Consider the following 16,697-nt stretch of genomic DNA (forward strand, 5'->3'; position numbering starts at 1 on the left):
ATCTCGTGGCTGCCACCCGGGGTGGCCTCTTGCAGAATGGGGCGGTGCCCCTGTCGCACAAACTGTGCGGCTTCTTCAGATATTTTCCCAGCGTAGTCGCTCTTTCTCCCATTCAGTGGGAGATTTAGGGCGCATTTTCTAAATATAGATCCTATGAATGGTTATGAATGCAGGGGCGTGTTGATCGTCCAGGGAGCAATGGAGTGACCGCAAAGTCGCGTTTCAAACAGCATTTTGGACGATTGACAATTGCTGGATTTTCCCTGAATGTGGCGTACCCAAATCAAACGGGCGTATGAAATGAGCGTTTGCATCGCAGGCGGCTCTATACAGAATCCCGACTATCGCGTTGGCGGGTGTGCCTGGCGGATTGGCGTTAGCATCGACGGTGACGTTAGTGCCATGCCAGAAGTCAGCGTCCGACGTGTACTGTTCAGCTTCCATATCGTGGAGATCAGTTGATGATTTACGAAGGTAAAGCCATCACGGTTAAGGCTCTTGAAAGTGGCATCGTCGAATTGAATTTCGACCTCAAGGGTGAGTCCGTCAACAAGTTCAACCGTCTAACCCTGAACGAATTGCGTCAGGCTGTTGACACCATCAAGGCAGATGCTTCGATCAAGGGCGTGATCGTCAGCAGCGGCAAGGACGTGTTCATCGTCGGCGCCGACATCACCGAGTTTGTCGACAACTTCAAGCTGCCGGATGCCGAGCTGGTGGCAGGCAACCTCGAAGCCAACAAGATCTTCAGCGATTTCGAAGACCTCAACGTGCCAACCGTTGCCGCGATCAACGGCATCGCCCTGGGCGGCGGCCTGGAAATGTGCCTGGCGGCGGACTACCGCGTCATGGCTGCCAGTGCCAAGATCGGCCTGCCGGAAGTCAAGCTGGGCATCTACCCGGGCTTCGGCGGTACCGTGCGCCTGCCGCGTCTGATCGGTGCCGACAACGCCATCGAGTGGATTGCCGCCGGCAAGGAAAACCGTGCTGAAGACGCGCTGAAAGTCGGTGCCGTCGACGCCGTGGTTGCTCCCGACAAACTCAAGGACGCCGCTCTGGCCCTGGTCAAGCGCGCCATTTCCGGCGAGTTCGACTACAAGGCCAAGCGCCAGCCTAAGCTGGAAAAGCTCAAGCTCAACGCCATTGAGCAGATGATGGCTTTCGAAACCGCCAAAGGTTTCGTGGCCGGCCAGGCTGGCCCGAACTACCCGGCACCGGTCGAAGCGATCAAGACCATTCAGAAAGCCGCCAACTTTGGCCGCGACAAAGCCTTGGAAGTAGAGGCCGCCGGCTTCGTCAAACTGGCCAAGACCTCTGCTGCGCAAAGCCTGATCGGCCTGTTCCTGAACGATCAGGAACTGAAGAAAAAGGCCAAGGCCTACGACGAAATCGCCAAGGACGTGAAGCAGGCCGCCGTACTCGGCGCCGGTATCATGGGTGGCGGCATCGCCTACCAGTCGGCCTCCAAAGGCACGCCGATCCTGATGAAGGACATCAACGAACACGGCATCGAGCAGGGTCTGGCGGAAGCCGCGAAACTGCTGGTGGGCCGCGTTGACAAAGGCCGCATGACCGCCGCGAAGATGGCTGAAGTGCTCAACGGCATTCGTCCGACCCTGTCCTACGGTGACTTCGGCAACGTCGACCTGGTGGTTGAAGCCGTGGTCGAGAACCCCAAGGTCAAGCAGATCGTGCTGGCTGAAGTGGAAGGCCAGGTCAAGGAGGACACCATCCTGGCGTCCAACACCTCGACCATTTCCATCAGCCTGCTGGCCAAGGCCCTCAAGCGTCCGGAAAACTTCGTCGGCATGCACTTCTTCAACCCGGTGCACATGATGCCGCTGGTGGAAGTGATCCGTGGCGAGAAGTCCAGCGAGCTGGCCGTTGCCACCACCGTTGCCTACGCCAAGAAAATGGGCAAGAACCCGATCGTGGTCAATGACTGCCCGGGCTTTTTGGTCAACCGCGTGCTGTTCCCGTACTTCGGCGGTTTCGCCAAGCTGGTCAGCGCCGGTGTGGACTTCGTGCGCATCGACAAGATCATGGAGAAATTCGGCTGGCCAATGGGCCCGGCGTACCTGATGGACGTGGTTGGCATCGACACCGGCCACCACGGTCGCGATGTCATGGCCGAAGGCTTCCCGGATCGCATGAAGGACGATCGCCGCTCGGCCGTGGACGTGCTCTACGAAGCCAAGCGCCTGGGCCAGAAGAATGGCAAGGGCTTCTACGCCTACGAAACCGACAAGAAGGGCAAGCAGAAGAAGGTGGCCGATCCGTCGGTGCTGGAAGTGCTCAAGCCGATTGTTTACGAGCAGCGTGAAGTCACCGACGAAGACATCATCAACTGGATGATGATCCCGTTGTGCCTGGAAACCGTTCGTTGCCTGGAAGACGGCATCGTTGAAACCGCTGCCGAAGCTGACATGGGCCTGGTCTACGGCATTGGTTTCCCTCCATTCCGTGGCGGTGCGCTGCGCTACATCGATTCCATCGGTGTTGCCGAGTTCGTTGCCCTGGCCGACCAGTACGCCGATCTGGGCGCGCTGTACCACCCGACCGCGAAGCTGCGTGAAATGGCCAAGAACGGCCAGAGCTTCTTCGGTTAAGCGCCCACACTAGAGCGAGAGTGAACATATGAGCTTGAATCCTAGAGACGTCGTGATTGTCGACTTCGGTCGTACTCCGATGGGCCGCTCCAAGGGCGGCATGCACCGCAACACCCGCGCCGAAGACATGTCGGCGCACCTGATCAGCAAACTGCTGGAACGCAACGCCAAGGTCGACCCGGCGGAAGTCGAGGATGTGATCTGGGGCTGCGTCAACCAGACCCTGGAGCAGGGCTGGAACATCGCACGCATGGCGTCGCTGATGACCCAGATCCCGCACACCTCGGCCGGCCAGACCGTCAGCCGCCTGTGTGGCTCGTCCATGAGTGCTTTGCACACTGCCGCGCAAGCGATCATGACCGGCAACGGTGACGTGTTCGTGGTCGGCGGCGTCGAGCACATGGGCCACGTGAGCATGATGCACGGTGTCGATCCGAACCCGCACATGTCCCTGTACGCAGCCAAAGCCTCCGGCATGATGGGCCTGACCGCCGAGATGCTGGGCAAGATGCACGGCATCACCCGTGAGCAGCAGGACGCCTTTGGCGTGCGCTCCCATCAGCTCGCCCACAAGGCGACTGTGGAAGGCAAGTTCAAGGATGAAATCATCCCGATGCAGGGTTACGACGAGAACGGTTTCCTGAAACTGTTCGACTACGACGAAACCATCCGTCCCGAGACCACCCTGGAGAGCCTGGCGGCCCTGAAGCCGGCGTTCAACCCTAAAGGTGGTACCGTGACTGCCGGTACTTCGTCGCAGATCACCGACGGTGCTTCGTGCATGATCGTGATGTCGGCCCAGCGTGCCCAGGACCTGGGTATCCAGCCGATGGCGGTGATTCGTTCGATGGCCGTTGCAGGTGTGGATCCGGCCATCATGGGCTATGGTCCAGTACCGGCCACGCAGAAAGCCCTGAAGCGCGCGGGCCTGGGCATCAACGATATCGACTTCTTCGAGCTCAACGAAGCTTTCGCTGCACAGGCCCTGCCAGTGCTGAAAGATCTGAAAGTGCTCGACAAGATGAACGAGAAGGTTAACCTGCACGGCGGCGCGATCGCCCTGGGTCACCCGTTCGGTTGCTCCGGCGCACGTATCTCCGGGACCCTGCTCAACGTCATGAAGCAGAATGGCGGCACCTTCGGGGTGTCCACCATGTGCATCGGCCTTGGCCAGGGTATCTCGACCGTCTTCGAACGCGTTTAAGCGTTGGGTTGATGGAAGCCGGGGCCCAGTGCCCCGGTTTTTGTTTTTCTGAAGATTTGTTTGTCTTTATTTTGAAAAAATTGCACGAGGGCCAGAGCATGCAGTTACAACCCGGGCTCTATCAGCATTACAAGGGGCCGCAGTACCGCGTTTTCAGCGTGGCGCGGCACTCGGAAACGGAAGAAGAAGTGGTGTTCTACCAAGCCCTGTATGGGGATTACGGCTTTTGGGTGCGGCCCTTGAGCATGTTCCTGGAGTCGGTCGAAGTTGACGGCGAGCAGGTCCCGCGCTTTGCTTTGGTGCAGGCCGAACCCAGTCTTTTTTCACCGGCATGAGTACAGGTCGCGCAGTACCCTGCGCTTGACCTCACCCTGTTGCCACTATATATAGCGGTGCCGCGTCAGGCGCCAACCGCCTTTCACTTCTCGAATTCAGGAATTTTCTGATCCATGGGCAAATCGCTGGTCATTGTGGAATCCCCGGCTAAGGCCAAGACCATCAACAAGTACTTGGGTAACCAATACGTGGTGAAGTCGAGTATCGGCCATATCCGAGACCTGCCCACCAGCGGTTCGGCAAGTGCCGCCAAGGAGCCAGCCGCCAAGCGTGGCAAGGCCGCTGCGGGCGAAGCCCCGGCTCTGTCGCCGAAGGAAAAGGCTCGCAAGCAGCTGGTGTCGCGCATGGGCGTCGATCCCGAGCACGGCTGGAAAGCCAAGTACGAAATCCTCCCTGGCAAGGAAAAGGTCATCGAAGAGCTGCGCCGCCTTGCCAAGGATGCCGACACCATCTATCTCGCAACGGACTTGGACCGCGAAGGGGAGGCCATTGCCTGGCACCTGCGGGAAGCCATTGGCGGTGATGACAGCCGCTACAAGCGCGTGGTGTTCAACGAAATCACCAAGAAGGCGATCCAGGAAGCCTTCTCCCAGCCGGGCGAGCTGGACATTGATCGAGTCAATGCCCAGCAGGCGCGACGCTTCCTCGACCGCGTGGTGGGCTACATGGTTTCGCCGCTGCTGTGGGCGAAGATCGCCCGTGGCCTGTCTGCCGGTCGCGTGCAGTCGGTAGCCGTGAAGCTGGTGGTGGAGCGCGAGCGTGAGATTCGTGCCTTCATCCCGGAAGAATACTGGGAAGTACACGCTGACCTGGGCACTGCCAAGGGCTCGAATGTGCGTTTTGAAGTAGCCCGTGAAAACGGTGAAGCCTTCAAGCCGCTCAACGAAGCACAGGCCATGGCCGCCCTGGAGAAGCTCAAGGCCTCGGCCTACAGCGTCGCCAAGCGTGAAGACAAGCCCACCAGCAGCAAGCCATCGGCGCCGTTCATCACCTCCACCCTGCAGCAGGCTGCGAGCAATCGCCTGGGCTTCGGCGTGAAGAAGACCATGATGATGGCCCAGCGTCTGTATGAAGCCGGCTACATCACCTATATGCGTACCGACTCCACCAACCTCTCGGCCGATGCCGTGGCGATGGCGCGTACCTATATCGAAGACGAGTTCGGCAACAAGTACCTGCCGGCTTCGCCCAATGTCTACAGCAGCAAGGAAGGGGCCCAGGAGGCGCACGAAGCGATTCGTCCGTCCGATGTGAACACCCACCCAAGCAAGCTGTCGGGCATGGAACGTGACGCTGAGCGCCTCTACGAGCTGATCTGGCGCCAGTTCGTCGCCTGCCAGATGCTGCCGGCGCAATACCTGTCCACCACCGTCAGCGTCGCCGCTGGCGACTTCGAGCTGCGTGCCAAGGGCCGCATCCTCAAGTTCGACGGTTACACCCGGGTCATGCCGCAGATGGCCAAGCCGGGCGATGACGATGTGCTGCCGGAAATGGCCCAGGGCGAAGTGCTGAAGCTGATCAAGCTCGATCCGAGCCAGCACTTCACCAAGCCCCCGGCGCGTTACTCCGAAGCCAGCCTGGTGAAGGAAATGGAAAAGCGCGGCATTGGTCGTCCTTCGACCTATGCGGCAATCATTTCGACCATCCAGGATCGCGGCTATGTGACCCTGCACAACCGTCGTTTCTATTCGGAAAAGATGGGCGACATCGTCACTGAGCGCCTTTCCGAGAGCTTCTCCAACCTCATGGACTACGGCTTCACCGCCGGCATGGAAGAGAATCTCGATGACGTAGCCCAGGGCGAGCGCGACTGGAAGAACGTCCTCGACGAATTCTACGGTGACTTCAAGAAGAAGCTCGAAGTGGCCGAGGGCGCCGAAAGCGGCATGCGCGCCAACCAGCCGGTAATGACCGATATCCCATGCCAGACCTGCGGCCGGCCAATGCAGATCCGTACCGCCTCCACCGGCGTGTTCCTCGGCTGCTCGGGCTACAGCCTGCCACCCAAGGAGCGTTGCAAGGCCACCGTCAACCTGGTGCCGGGCGACGAGATCGCCGCGGATGACGAGGGCGAGTCCGAATCCCTGGTGCTGCGCGGCAAGCATCGTTGCCCGATCTGCAGTACGGCGATGGATGCCTACCTGCTGGACGAAAAGCGCAAGCTGCACATCTGCGGTAACAACCCGGATTGCGCCGGCTACGAGATCGAAGAGGGCAGCTACCGGATCAAGGGGTATGAAGGCCCGAGCCTGGAGTGTGATAAGTGCGGCAGCGAGATGCAGCTCAAGACCGGCCGTTTCGGCAAGTTCTTCGGTTGCACCAACCCGACCTGCAAGAACACTCGCAAGCTGCTGAAAAGCGGTGACGCGGCGCCGCCGAAGATGGACCCGGTGAAGATGCCCGAGCTCAAGTGCGAGAAGGTCAACGACACCTACATCCTGCGCGATGGCGCTTCGGGCCTGTTCCTGGCGGCCAGTCAGTTCCCGAAAAACCGCGAGACCCGTGCGCCGTTGGTGCTGGAACTGATCCCGCACAAGGATGAGATCGATCCCAAGTACCACTTCCTCTGCGAAGCTCCGCAGAAGGACCCGGACGGCCGCCCTGCGGTGGTGCGTTACAGCCGCAAGACCAAGGAGCAGTACGTGCAGACCGAAGTCGACGGCAAGCCGACCGGCTGGCGTGCCTTCTACGACGGCGGTAAATGGAAGGTCGAAGACAAGCGCTAAGTGCTTGGCCTGCCGAGGGCTAGCATCTCGGTGTAGCAACCAACAGGGCCGCATGACTCCTTCAAGGGGGCATGCGGCCTTTCTTTTGCTTGCGGCAAGCTGGAGTGATCCCTGAAACTGTGCCGTCTGCATCTGGTTCTCTTTTCGCAGTGGAGGCTGCCCATATGGCCCACGAGCTCTATACCCGTACCAATCAGAAAATCTACTTTGCCGGTCTGTCGCTCGAAGCCCTGGCACGCGCTGAGGAAGGGCGGGCCATGAATGCCCAGGCGCAGGTCCAGGCGGGGCGCGAATCGGTGCTGTTCCACCTGTACGGGGCCTTGCTGGGGCTGTGCCATGAAATTGCCGGGTTCTATCGGCTGCCGCAGGCCAATGCGGCCCGGGTCGAGCAGATTCTCAATCGTGAAGTGCTGCAAAGCATTGCCATTCCCGAGCTGGCAGAGCTGGTGGAATTGGCGCACAGCCCGCAAACCTGGCTGGCGCAACTGCTGTCTGCTTACAGCGAGCTGTTTCAGCCGCCACAGGCGCCGCACAAGCCCAAGGGCGACGTAACCCAGCCACTGATTATTGCGGTCAATCTGGATGAAGAGGAGCCCGAGCAGGCACTGAGTCGGGAAGAGCTGGAAAGCTGGCGGCAGAACCTCAAGGCCCTGGCCATTCGTTTCAGGGATGGCCTTAACGAGTGTTGATCCTGAGCGCTGCTTGATTGGTGGCGTGACTATTTGATCAAGGAAGATTCATGCTGTTCTTCTTGCGTGACCAGGCGCTGCTTCGCCTGCTGAACGATTGCCGGGTGCGAGTGGTTCGTGCCCAGTCCAATACTGACTTGCTGGAAGTGCTCGACAGGCTGGAGATATTCCCCGGCGGTCTGGAATTCGACCATGTGCAGGCAATAACGCTTCTGGTCCTGGCGCTTGCCTCCCTGGCTGTCGCGCTGCTGATGGACGGCATGGGCGGGATGTTCTGGGTGTTTCTGGCTCTGTGTTTCTTTAGCTATTACGTCAGCAAAGGGGCCTCTGGCTCCTTGACTGATCTGGCGGCAAGCATCGTGCGCAAGTGCGTAATGTTTCATCATGGCTTGAGCGAGTCCGACAGCAGTGCCGACTGGCGCCTGAAAAGGCTGAACAACGAGTTCAGCGATTACCAGCGGGGTAATGAGCGACGCCATATCCAGGACTCGCTCCTGGGTGTCTACCAGGGGCCTCGCCAGTCCTTGGCGTTCGAGTATCACCATCTGCAGTACGTCAATTCCAGGCAAGAGCGTGGTGCCGGCGGCAGCTATCGCACTGTCTACGACACGTACAACCGCTACAGCCTGGTGCTGGATTTCCCGTGGGTGACAGAGATTACGGTTCGCTCCAGTCCCCTGGAAGTGTCATTGGCGGGGCAGCCGTTCAAGACCGGTCGCGACGATTTCGACCAGGTCTTTGTACTGCGCGGTAATGATCAGGCCTGTTGCGAACACTTCGCCAGGCCAGCAACCCTGGACCTCCTGATGGAGCTTTCACGCCACCTTTACCGGGTCAATCTGGAATTTTCCAGTCAAGGGCGGCTCTGTCTGAGCTTTGATAATGCGGACATCATTGCCCATGCCGATCCGGGCTCGCTGAGTGACCTGGCGGTCTTTCGCGAGCGGATCAAGGCGGGTATCGAGTTGCCGAAGCTGTATTCACTGCTGGAGCTGGTGCATCGGTTGGCGCAGTTGCATGACAGCCATGCTCTTGCTGCTGTTCCAGATGTTCCTGAGGCTGGCAACTTGATCAAGGAAATGTAATGCAGTTTCTCAAGCACGATGCCGAGTTGGTGAAGTTGTTGGCCACTAGCAATGCAGAGGTGGCTCGAGCCAAGAGCAACGAGGATCTATTGAGGGTCATCGCCAGGCTCCAGTCCTTCAGGGGAGGGTTGGAGTTCGATCATGCCCAGTCCTGGCTGCTGTTGATGCTGGCTATTGTGTCGGCGATCCCGGCCATGGCGGGTGTGGAGCTGATGTGGTTTGCGACGGCCTGCCTGGGTTTTGCCACCTTGTATACCTGGATGGGCCGTAAAGCCGTGTTAGACGAGTTGCCGCAGAAAATAGCCCGTAAGTGTTCATTTCTCAGTAACGGCCTTTGGGACCCGGGCGGAACCGCCGATGAGCGTTTCGCGCAACTGAGCAGTGAGTTCGACGACTATGATCGCGGCAATGACAGCCGCCGTATCGAGGCTTCAGCCAGGGGGACCTACCAGGGCCCGCGGCATCAGTTGTCCTTTGTCTTCCACCATCTGCGTTACGTGAACTCCCACTACAAACGCAAATCCGATGGCGAGAGCGAGCGGGTCTATGAGAGTTTCGATCGCTTCAGCCTGGTGGTGGACTTTCCTTGGGTCAGAGGGGTGATGGTGCGCAGTGATCTGCCAAATACCAAGAGCAAGAAGCGCAAAGTCTTTGAGACCACTTCCGATGACTTCAACAGAAGCTTCAATTTCACCGGTGATAGTGAGCTGGCTTGCGCGAAGTTCGCAACGCCCACCACCCTGGCTTTCTTGCTGGAACTTCGTCGGCGGCTGAAAAAGGTGAATCTGGAATTCTCCAGCGAGGGCCATTTATGTCTGAGCTTCGATGATGCCGAGGTCATGGCCTACAAGGATCCGGGCACGTTTGACGATCTGCCGAGCTTCTACGCCAATATCGAGCAGGGCCTGCCGTTGCCTAACCTGTTTCCGGTGCTGGCCCTGGTGCATGAGTTGGCGGAGCTGCACGACAACAATTTCGATCTTCCGCTGAAGGTCACTGATGAAATGGAGCAGTAGAGTATGGAGTTGTTGCTGGTCATCGCGATTGCCTTGGGCGTTCTTGCCTATGTGCACTACAACAAGATTGTCGGTGCGCATAACCGTGCCCTGCGGGCCTGGTCGGATGTGCTGACCTACCAGCGCCAGAGGATCAAGGTGCTGGACATGCTGGAGCCGCAAGTGGCTGGCTTCCAGGCCTACGAAAGCCAGTTGCTGGAAAAGATCGTTGGGCTGCGTAGTGCCATTGGTAGCTTGCCATCCGCAGCCGACGGTGATGCGCTCAAGTCGGTAGACCAGGGCACCAAGGCTTTGCTGGGCGGTTTGAATCTTGCGTTTGAGGCCTACCCCGACCTCAAGTCCGTCGAGTTGTTGAGCAACCTGATGCGTGAGGTTGCCGAGCAGGAAGGCAATATCGGTGGGGCGATTACCCTGTTCAACCTGAATGTGGAGCACTTCAACAACTCCATTCAGATGTTTCCCGGCTCCTTGGTCAATCGGTTGGCCCTGAAGAAGTCGCTGATCACGCCGTTTTCCGACAGCCAGGCCTCGGCGGGTTTTGAATACAAGCCGAATTTTTGAAGGGGGCTGGCGCGGGCTTGGGGTCGGTGTGGCTAGGTGTTGATTGCAAGGATCGGGAAGTAATTCCTGGTGAGGGGGCACGACCCCCTTGCAAGATCCTGAGCGGGGCGGGGGTGATGACTGATATAATCCCGCCCTTTCGTGGAGACCAGACCTTTATGCCAACGTCCTTTCTAGAAATTGTCGAGTTGCCAGACGGCCGTATCGAGCTGCGCAGAGCTGAGGACGAGGGTTCTCTGGTTACTTTGGATTTCTCCGAGGATGCCAAAGCCTTTCTGCAAGGTCAGCACGTGGAAGTGGCCAAGGCCATGTTGAGCGTCGGCGTACAGATGGCCGGTCGATTGGTTGAAGGTGAAATTGACAAGGAAGATGGCCCGCGGGTTCTGCACTAAGCCCGTCTATCGGGTTTCTCCTGTCATCCGTCGCATTTGTTCCGGCTTCTCAATCCTGGAGAAGCCTTGTGTCATTCAAGCGTAAATCCCACGCTTTCCCGGTGTTTCATCCCAGGCGAATATTCAGGCTCTGCGCATCGCCAGTCCGTGCGGCGCTGATCAGCTGTTGCCGGGCGCTGGCGCTCAACGGGTTCAACCAGCTGACTACGGTATGACTGCGACCCAGGCGCAGGGCCTCGCAGGCGAGCTGTTGCGGGCTCTGATTGCCCCGGGGGTGCAGTAGCAGGATCCCCTCGCGATTCAGGCCGGCGTCCCGTAGCCAGCTTTGGGTCAGGCTGGAGGGCGGGGCGATCAGTGTCAGCCAGCGCGCGTCCTGGTCCTGGCTGAGTTCCCGAAGGATAGGTGCCAATAGGTTCAGGCAGTTCCCGGCGGCGCCGCGTAACGACAGCTCGCTGAAGGCTTCTGGATCTTTGTTCCAGGGCGATTCGACCACTTCCTTGAGGGCGGGCGCCAATGGCTGGGCCAGGAACGCCTCGAACAGTGGCAGTTGTGCTTGCTGTGGTGTGTGGGGGAACTGCATGGAGCCTCCTTTAGCGGCGAATGACGCCGACACTCAAGCCTTCGATCACCAGATCCTGATCTTTCAGGTTGACTTCGATGGGGGCGAATTCAGGGTTCTCGGCAATCAGCCAGACCTTGCTGCCTTCGCGCTTGAAGCGCTTGACCGTGACCTCATCACCGATGCGCGCCACCACGACCTGGCCATTGCGGGCCTCGCGAGTGGTGTGTACCGCCAACAGGTCGCCGTCGAAGATGCCGATGTCCTTCATGCTCATGCCATGGACGCGAAGCAGGTAATCGGCGCGAGGGTGGAAGAAGGTCGGGTTGATATTGCAGGACTCTTCGATGTGCTGCTGGGCCAGGATCGGTGCACCGGCGGCGACACGGCCAATGATCGGCAGGGTATCGTCGGCCTTGGCTTCGAAGCCGGGAATGCGGATTCCGCGGGAGGCACCCGGGGTCATCTCGATGGCGCCTTTGCGGGCCAGGGCCTTGAGGTGTTCCTCAGCGGCGTTGGGCGATTTGAATCCCAGTTCCTGGGCAATTTCCGCACGGGTGGGCGGGTAGCCGTTGTCTTCGAGGCAGCGTTTGATAAAAGCCAGAATCTCAGCTTGGCGTGGCGTCAGTTTTAGCATGTCGATCGCTCTGTCTTTTTATACAGTGACTGGGATTATATACAGTGAACGTCGCTTGGCAATCCTCCTTTTGCCTGTGGCGGCCGAGCGGTTGTCATCCGGGGGCCGCAATCCTGCGCCGAAGGCTGGCTACAGTGGCCGGCAGGTGTGATTAAATAGCGCGCCGGACGGCTTGCGCAGAGGCCGGCAGGCTTGACATTGCAACGCCTGAAACGTATGTTTCAAACAAGTGTTTGTCAGGCGGAGTAGCCATGGCCCAGTCGGAAACCGTTGAACGCATTCTCGATGCTGCCGAGCAGTTGTTCGCGGAAAAAGGTTTTGCCGAAACCTCATTGCGGCTGATCACCAGCAAGGCCGGGGTCAACCTGGCAGCGGTCAACTATCATTTCGGGTCCAAGAAGGCCTTGATCCAGGCGGTATTCTCGCGTTTCCTCGGCCCGTTCTGCATCAGTCTCGATCGTGAGCTTGAGCGCCGCCAGTCCAGGCCGGAGAACAAGCCGAGCCTGGAAGAGCTGCTGGAGATCCTCGTCGAGCAGGCCCTGGTAGTGCAGCCGCGCAGCGGTAACGACCTGTCGATCTTCATGCGTCTGCTGGGGCTGGCGTTCAGCCAGAGCCAGGGGCATTTGCGGCGTTATCTGGAGGACATGTACGGCAAGGTGTTCCGCCGCTACATGCTGCTGGTCAACGAAGCGGCGCCGCGTATTCCGCCCATCGAGCTGTTCTGGCGCGTGCACTTCATGCTCGGTGCTGCGGCGTTCAGCATGTCCGGGATCAAGGCGCTGCGGGCTATCGCCGAAACCGATTTCGGGGTCAATACCTCCATCGAGCAGGTGATGCGCCTGATGGTGCCGTTCCTCGCCGCGGGCATGCGTGCCGAAACCGGCGTCACCGACGAAGCCATGGCCAGCGCCCAGCTCAAGCCGCGCAGCAAATCGGCCCCGGCAGCCGCCAAGGCCTGACCCACGGGTGGGCGCGACAGCTTACATCCGCTAAGCTAGCCGCCCATGCCGATTCTCGTTCTATATCCCGTGCCTTCCCTGCGCCGATGCTGCTCGGCCCGGCTGCATCCATGCGGATGCGGCTCGATCAGCGTTGCCTGGAAGCCATCGTAGTGCTTAAGGAATTTCTATGACTGCTGGCCTGCAAGGCTCTTTGATGGTGGACGTCGCCGGTACCTGGCTGACGGCCGAAGATCGCCAACTCCTGCGCCAGCCGCAGGTCGGTGGGTTGATCATCTTTGCCCGCAATATCGAACATCCGCGCCAGGTGCGGGAGCTGTGTGCGGCGATTCGCGCGATTCGCCCGGACCTGTTGTTGGCCGTGGACCAGGAGGGCGGCCGGGTGCAGCGTCTGCGCCAGGGCTTTATGCGCCTGCCGGCCATGCGTGCCCTGGCCGACAATCCGAATGCCGAGTACCTGGCCGAGCAGTGTGGCTGGGTCATGGCCACCGAGGTGCTGGCGGTGGGGCTGGACCTGAGCTTCGCCCCGGTACTGGACCTCGATCACCAGCGCAGCGCGGTGGTGGGCAGCCGGGCGTTCGAGGGCGACCCCGAGCAGGCGGCGTTGCTCGCCGGTGCGTTTATCCGCGGTATGAACAGCGCCGGCATGGCCGCTACCGGCAAGCACTTTCCCGGGCACGGCTGGGCCGAGGCCGACTCTCATGTGGCGATCCCCAATGACGAGCGCAGTCTGGATGAAATCCGTGCCAAGGACCTGTTGCCCTTTGCTCGTCTGAGCAAGCGGTTGGCGGCAGTGATGCCTGCGCACGTCATCTATCCGCAAGTCGACCCTCAACCGGCCGGCTTCTCGCGCTACTGGTTGCAGGACATCCTGCGTGGCGAGCTGCAATTTGACGGGGTGATCTTCAGCGATGACCTGTCCATGGCCGGCGCCCATGTCGTCGGGGACGCGGCAAGCCGGATCGAAGCGGCGCTGACCGCCGGTTGCGACATGGGGCTGGTATGCAATGACCGTGCTGCCGCCGAGCTGGCCCTGAGTGCCGTGCAGCGCCTCAAGGTGCAGCCTTCGCCACGCATCGCGCGCATGCGTGGCCAGGCCTTCGCCAATATCGAGTACAAGCAGGATCCGCGTTGGTTGGCGGCGCTGGGTGCCCTCAAGGATGCCCAGTTGATCGACTGACGACTTCGCAAGGGGGCTCCGGGCAATTCTGGATGCCCCGCACTTGGCCGGTCTCAGCGGCCGCCCTTGTTGTCCGGCAGTGGGGCGAACAAGGCTTCGATGTCGTCGCTCTGCAGCTTCCAGTCACCGGCCTTGCGCCCATCAAGCACGCCTGCCGCCAGGTCCGATTTTTCCTGCTGCAGGTGCTGGATCTTTTCTTCCACCGTACCTCGGGCAATCAGCTTGTAGACGAACACGGGTTTTTCCTGGCCGATGCGATAGGCGCGGTCGGTAGCCTGGCTCTCGGTGGCCGGGTTCCACCACGGGTCGTAGTGAATCACCGTATCGGCTTCGGTCAGGTTGAGGCCGACACCACCGGCCTTGAGGCTGATCAGGAAAATCTGCAGTTTGCCGCTCTGGAAGTCCCGTACCGGAGTGCGCCGGTCCCGGGTCTGGCCGGTGAGCAAGGCGTAGGCGATGTTGCGCCGCTTCAGCTCGGCCTCGATCAGGCTCAGCATCGAGGTGAACTGCGAGAACAGCAGAATCCGCCGGCCCTCTTCGAACAGTTCTTCAAGCATTTCCATCAGGCTATCGAGCTTGCCTGAGGAGCTGCCCCGTGTGGGTGGCGAGTCGTTGACCAGGCGCAGGTCGCAACACACCTGGCGCAGTTTGAGCAGGGCTTCAAGAATGATGATCTGGCTGCGCGCCACACCTTTGCGGGTGATTTCGTCGCGTACTTTCTTGTCCATGGCCAGGCGCATGGTTTCGTAGACATCACGCTGCGCCTCGTTGAGCTCGACCCAGTGGATGATCTCGGTCTTGGGCGGCAGTTCGGTGGCCACTTGCTCCTTGGTACGGCGCAGCAGGAAGGGCTTGATCCGGCCGTTGAGGTGCTGCAGGCGCACTTCGCTGGCGTGCTTTTCAATCGGTACCCGGTAGTCACGGTTGAAGCTCTTGGCATCGCCGAGCCAGCCCGGCAAGAGGAAGTGGAACAGCGACCAGAGCTCCCCCAGATGGTTTTCCAGCGGCGTGCCGGACAGGCACAGGCGCTGCCGGGCATTGAGTTCCCGAGCAGCCTGGGCGGCCTTGCTCGACGGGTTCTTGATGTACTGCGCCTCATCGAGGATCAGCACATGCAGGGGCTGGGCCGCCAGCAGTTCGATGTCCTTGGGCAGCAGCGCATAGGTGGTCAGCAGCAAGTCATGGTCGCCCAGCTGGGCGAAGTGTTTCTTGCGCCCGGCGCCATACAGCGCCAGTACCTTGAGCTGCGGGGTGAAGTGCGCGGCCTCGTCTAGCCAGTTGGGAATCAGGCTGGTGGGCATTACCACCATGCAGGGGCGGTCCAGGCGCCCGGCGTTCTTCTCGCTGAGTATGTGCGCCAGGGTTTGCAGGGTCTTGCCCAGGCCCATGTCGTCGGCCAGGATGCCGCCCACTTCCAGCTGGCGCAGTGACTGCATCCAGCTCAGGCCTTCGAGCTGATAGGGGCGCAGGGTGGCGTTCAGGCCCTGGGGCGCCGGCGCCGAGTAGTCGCGGATGTCCCGCAGGCGCTGGGCGAAGGTGCGAATGTGTTCGCCGCCTTCCCATAGCAGTGGCAGGACCTGCAACGGGTTGAGGCGGGTGGCGTCGGCGCTGCTCAAGCGCAGGGTGGTATCGCCGGGTTCTTGCAGATAGAACTCGCCCAGGGTTGCCAGTACCGGCTTCAGGCGGCCATAGGGCAGTGCCACTTGCAGCGGGCCATGCAGGGAGTTGGGCCGATTGGGAATGTTCACCAGGATCAGCTCGTCGTCGCGGCGCTTGGCCAGGCGCTCCGGATTGAGGATCTCGGTGTGCGAGCGCATCAGGTTGAGCAAAATCGGCAGCAGGCTCAAGCGCTCGCCGTTGACGATGATCCCCAGTTCCAGGTCGAACCAGTCGCGGCCCGGGGCCTCGTCGACACTGGCGTACCAGTCGTCCACCGCCGTCAGGTCGAAGCCGAAGCCTTCGTCGATCTGCAGCTCCCAGCCCTGGCTGCGCAGCTTGGGCAGTTCGTTGAGGGTGAAGGTCAGCCAGGCGCTGTCGTTGACCATCTCGAACAGCTCGCCGGCGCTTTCCGGCAGTGCCTTGCTCTGCCGGGTGGCGATCTTGAAGCCCAGGCCTCGCAATTGCTCGCGCCAGCCCTGTTCCAGCTCGGGCTGGCGCTTGATGCGCAGGCTCTGGTGTTCCTGGCGGATGATCACATCGGTGTTCTTCTGCCCGCTGGCGTATTCGCCCCTGTAGTTGAACGACAGTGCGGCGCGGTGCTGGATGTAGCGCTGCATCTTGCCGTTGCGCGGTTCGAAGGCGCTGAACTCGATGCTTGCCAGCCACAGCCGCGGCACCGGGTGCACGTCCTCCAGCAGTACCTGGGGCAGGGCGGCGGGGCGACGGCTGTCGAGGACTGCGGAGAGCTTTTCCAGCAATTCGGCGTCCTGGGCCGCCGCCGGGTAGGCCAGGGTTTCCTCCACTTGTAGCAGCACCGCAGCGATGTGCTTGCAGTTGCTGCGTACTGGGCAGGTGCAGTGGGCGTCGATCAGCAGCAGGTTGCCCTTGCTCGATTCGCGCAGGGTGATGGTCTGCCGGTACATAGTGCCACCGGAGCCTTCGCAACTGGCGGTGATAGCGCTGTCTCCGGCCGTGGCGATGCGCACGCGTTTTTCCAGGGCGTAGCGCCGGCCACGCTCCAAGGCTTGTTCCTTGAAGCGGTTGACCCAGGAGGGGGCCAGGGGTTTGGTCAGGGGCGGGGTCAT

General features: G+C 60.5%; 14 protein-coding genes. 11 read left to right on the forward strand and 3 right to left on the reverse strand.

Going from position 1 to position 16,697, the window contains the following annotated elements:
• Positions 1 to 461: 461 nt before the first annotated feature.
• The 9 genes from fadB to KI242_RS10300 all read left to right on the forward strand — a co-directional run bounded on the left by fadB (position 462) and on the right by KI242_RS10300 (position 10,618).
• Positions 462 to 2,609: a fatty acid oxidation complex subunit alpha FadB gene (gene fadB / locus KI242_RS10260; RefSeq protein ID WP_011060260.1), complete on the forward strand. Its 2,148-nt coding sequence runs from the start codon at positions 462 to 464 to the stop codon at positions 2,607 to 2,609.
• A gap of 28 nt (positions 2,610 to 2,637) precedes the next feature.
• On the forward strand, positions 2,638 to 3,813 hold the full coding sequence (fadA, locus tag KI242_RS10265; RefSeq protein WP_011060261.1) for an acetyl-CoA C-acyltransferase FadA: 1,176 nt from the start codon (positions 2,638 to 2,640) through the stop codon (positions 3,811 to 3,813).
• A 98-nt stretch (positions 3,814 to 3,911) separates the two neighbouring features.
• Positions 3,912 to 4,148 carry a DUF1653 domain-containing protein gene (locus tag KI242_RS10270; protein ID WP_019093731.1) on the forward strand — a complete coding sequence of 79 codons (237 nt, stop codon included), beginning with the start codon at positions 3,912 to 3,914 and terminating at the stop codon, positions 4,146 to 4,148.
• A gap of 114 nt (positions 4,149 to 4,262) precedes the next feature.
• The gene (topA, locus tag KI242_RS10275) at positions 4,263 to 6,875 is read left to right on the forward strand and encodes a type I DNA topoisomerase (protein ID WP_011060262.1); all 2,613 of its coding nucleotides are present in this window, start codon (positions 4,263 to 4,265) and stop codon (positions 6,873 to 6,875) included.
• Between the two features lie 164 nt (positions 6,876 to 7,039).
• Positions 7,040 to 7,564, forward strand: coding sequence for a DUF6586 family protein (locus KI242_RS10280; RefSeq protein ID WP_123430285.1), 525 nt, complete (start codon positions 7,040 to 7,042; stop codon positions 7,562 to 7,564).
• A gap of 50 nt (positions 7,565 to 7,614) precedes the next feature.
• Positions 7,615 to 8,649, forward strand: coding sequence for a hypothetical protein (locus KI242_RS10285; protein WP_212806080.1), 1,035 nt, complete (start codon positions 7,615 to 7,617; stop codon positions 8,647 to 8,649).
• Entirely contained in the window at positions 8,649 to 9,665 is a 1,017-nt protein-coding gene (locus KI242_RS10290) for a hypothetical protein (RefSeq protein WP_019095698.1), read from the forward strand. Before KI242_RS10285 ends, KI242_RS10290 begins: the two co-directional genes overlap by 1 nt.
• A gap of 3 nt (positions 9,666 to 9,668) precedes the next feature.
• The gene (locus tag KI242_RS10295; protein WP_212806081.1) at positions 9,669 to 10,226 is read left to right on the forward strand and encodes a LemA family protein; all 558 of its coding nucleotides are present in this window, start codon (positions 9,669 to 9,671) and stop codon (positions 10,224 to 10,226) included.
• Between the two features lie 158 nt (positions 10,227 to 10,384).
• A complete protein-coding gene (locus KI242_RS10300; protein ID WP_011060267.1) occupies positions 10,385 to 10,618 on the forward strand; it encodes a hypothetical protein in 234 nt (77 codons plus the stop codon).
• Positions 10,619 to 10,724: 106 nt separating this feature from the next.
• Here the strand turns inward: KI242_RS10300 and sulA are convergent, their stop codons facing one another.
• Both sulA and lexA read right to left on the reverse strand, forming a co-directional pair.
• Complete coding sequence (sulA, locus tag KI242_RS10305; RefSeq protein WP_011060268.1) at positions 10,725 to 11,198, reverse strand: SOS-induced cell division inhibitor SulA; 474 nt, start codon at positions 11,196 to 11,198, stop codon at positions 10,725 to 10,727.
• Positions 11,199 to 11,208: 10 nt separating this feature from the next.
• A complete protein-coding gene (lexA, locus tag KI242_RS10310; protein WP_011060269.1) occupies positions 11,209 to 11,814 on the reverse strand; it encodes a transcriptional repressor LexA in 606 nt (201 codons plus the stop codon).
• A gap of 251 nt (positions 11,815 to 12,065) precedes the next feature.
• Between lexA and KI242_RS10315 the strand changes: the two genes are divergently transcribed.
• Positions 12,066 to 12,773 (forward strand): TetR/AcrR family transcriptional regulator, encoded by a 708-nt coding sequence (locus tag KI242_RS10315; protein WP_011060270.1) that lies wholly within the window; start codon positions 12,066 to 12,068, stop codon positions 12,771 to 12,773.
• A 181-nt stretch (positions 12,774 to 12,954) separates the two neighbouring features.
• Positions 12,955 to 13,953, forward strand: a complete 999-nt coding sequence (nagZ, locus tag KI242_RS10320; RefSeq protein ID WP_210671892.1) for a beta-N-acetylhexosaminidase — start codon at positions 12,955 to 12,957, stop codon at positions 13,951 to 13,953.
• 53 nt (positions 13,954 to 14,006) lie between these two features.
• On the opposite strand, the gene KI242_RS10325 is transcribed toward nagZ, so the two are convergent.
• A complete protein-coding gene (locus KI242_RS10325) occupies positions 14,007 to 16,697 on the reverse strand; it encodes a DEAD/DEAH box helicase (protein WP_212806082.1) in 2,691 nt (896 codons plus the stop codon).

Origin of the sequence: Pseudomonas sp. Eqa60 (assembly GCF_018326405.1) — a bacterium.
Taxonomy (GTDB): Bacteria; Pseudomonadota; Gammaproteobacteria; order Pseudomonadales; family Pseudomonadaceae; genus Aquipseudomonas; species Aquipseudomonas protegens.

Bases quoted from the DNA above. Each gene is read 5' to 3' on its own strand.
- sulA (WP_011060268.1), bottom strand. From the start codon at position 11,198: ATGCAGTTCCCCCACACACCACAGCAAGCACAACTGCCACTGTTCGAG.
- KI242_RS10295 (WP_212806081.1), top strand. From the start codon at position 9,669: ATGGAGTTGTTGCTGGTCATCGCGATTGCCTTGGGCGTTCTTGCCTAT.
- KI242_RS10300 (WP_011060267.1), top strand. From the start codon at position 10,385: ATGCCAACGTCCTTTCTAGAAATTGTCGAGTTGCCAGACGGCCGTATC.
- KI242_RS10285 (WP_212806080.1), top strand. From the start codon at position 7,615: ATGCTGTTCTTCTTGCGTGACCAGGCGCTGCTTCGCCTGCTGAACGAT.
- lexA (WP_011060269.1), bottom strand. From the start codon at position 11,814: ATGCTAAAACTGACGCCACGCCAAGCTGAGATTCTGGCTTTTATCAAA.
- KI242_RS10270 (WP_019093731.1), top strand. From the start codon at position 3,912: ATGCAGTTACAACCCGGGCTCTATCAGCATTACAAGGGGCCGCAGTAC.
- fadB (WP_011060260.1), top strand. From the start codon at position 462: ATGATTTACGAAGGTAAAGCCATCACGGTTAAGGCTCTTGAAAGTGGC.
- KI242_RS10315 (WP_011060270.1), top strand. From the start codon at position 12,066: ATGGCCCAGTCGGAAACCGTTGAACGCATTCTCGATGCTGCCGAGCAG.
- KI242_RS10325 (WP_212806082.1), bottom strand. From the start codon at position 16,697: ATGACCCCGCCCCTGACCAAACCCCTGGCCCCCTCCTGGGTCAACCGC.
- KI242_RS10290 (WP_019095698.1), top strand. From the start codon at position 8,649: ATGCAGTTTCTCAAGCACGATGCCGAGTTGGTGAAGTTGTTGGCCACT.
- KI242_RS10280 (WP_123430285.1), top strand. From the start codon at position 7,040: ATGGCCCACGAGCTCTATACCCGTACCAATCAGAAAATCTACTTTGCC.
- topA (WP_011060262.1), top strand. From the start codon at position 4,263: ATGGGCAAATCGCTGGTCATTGTGGAATCCCCGGCTAAGGCCAAGACC.
- fadA (WP_011060261.1), top strand. From the start codon at position 2,638: ATGAGCTTGAATCCTAGAGACGTCGTGATTGTCGACTTCGGTCGTACT.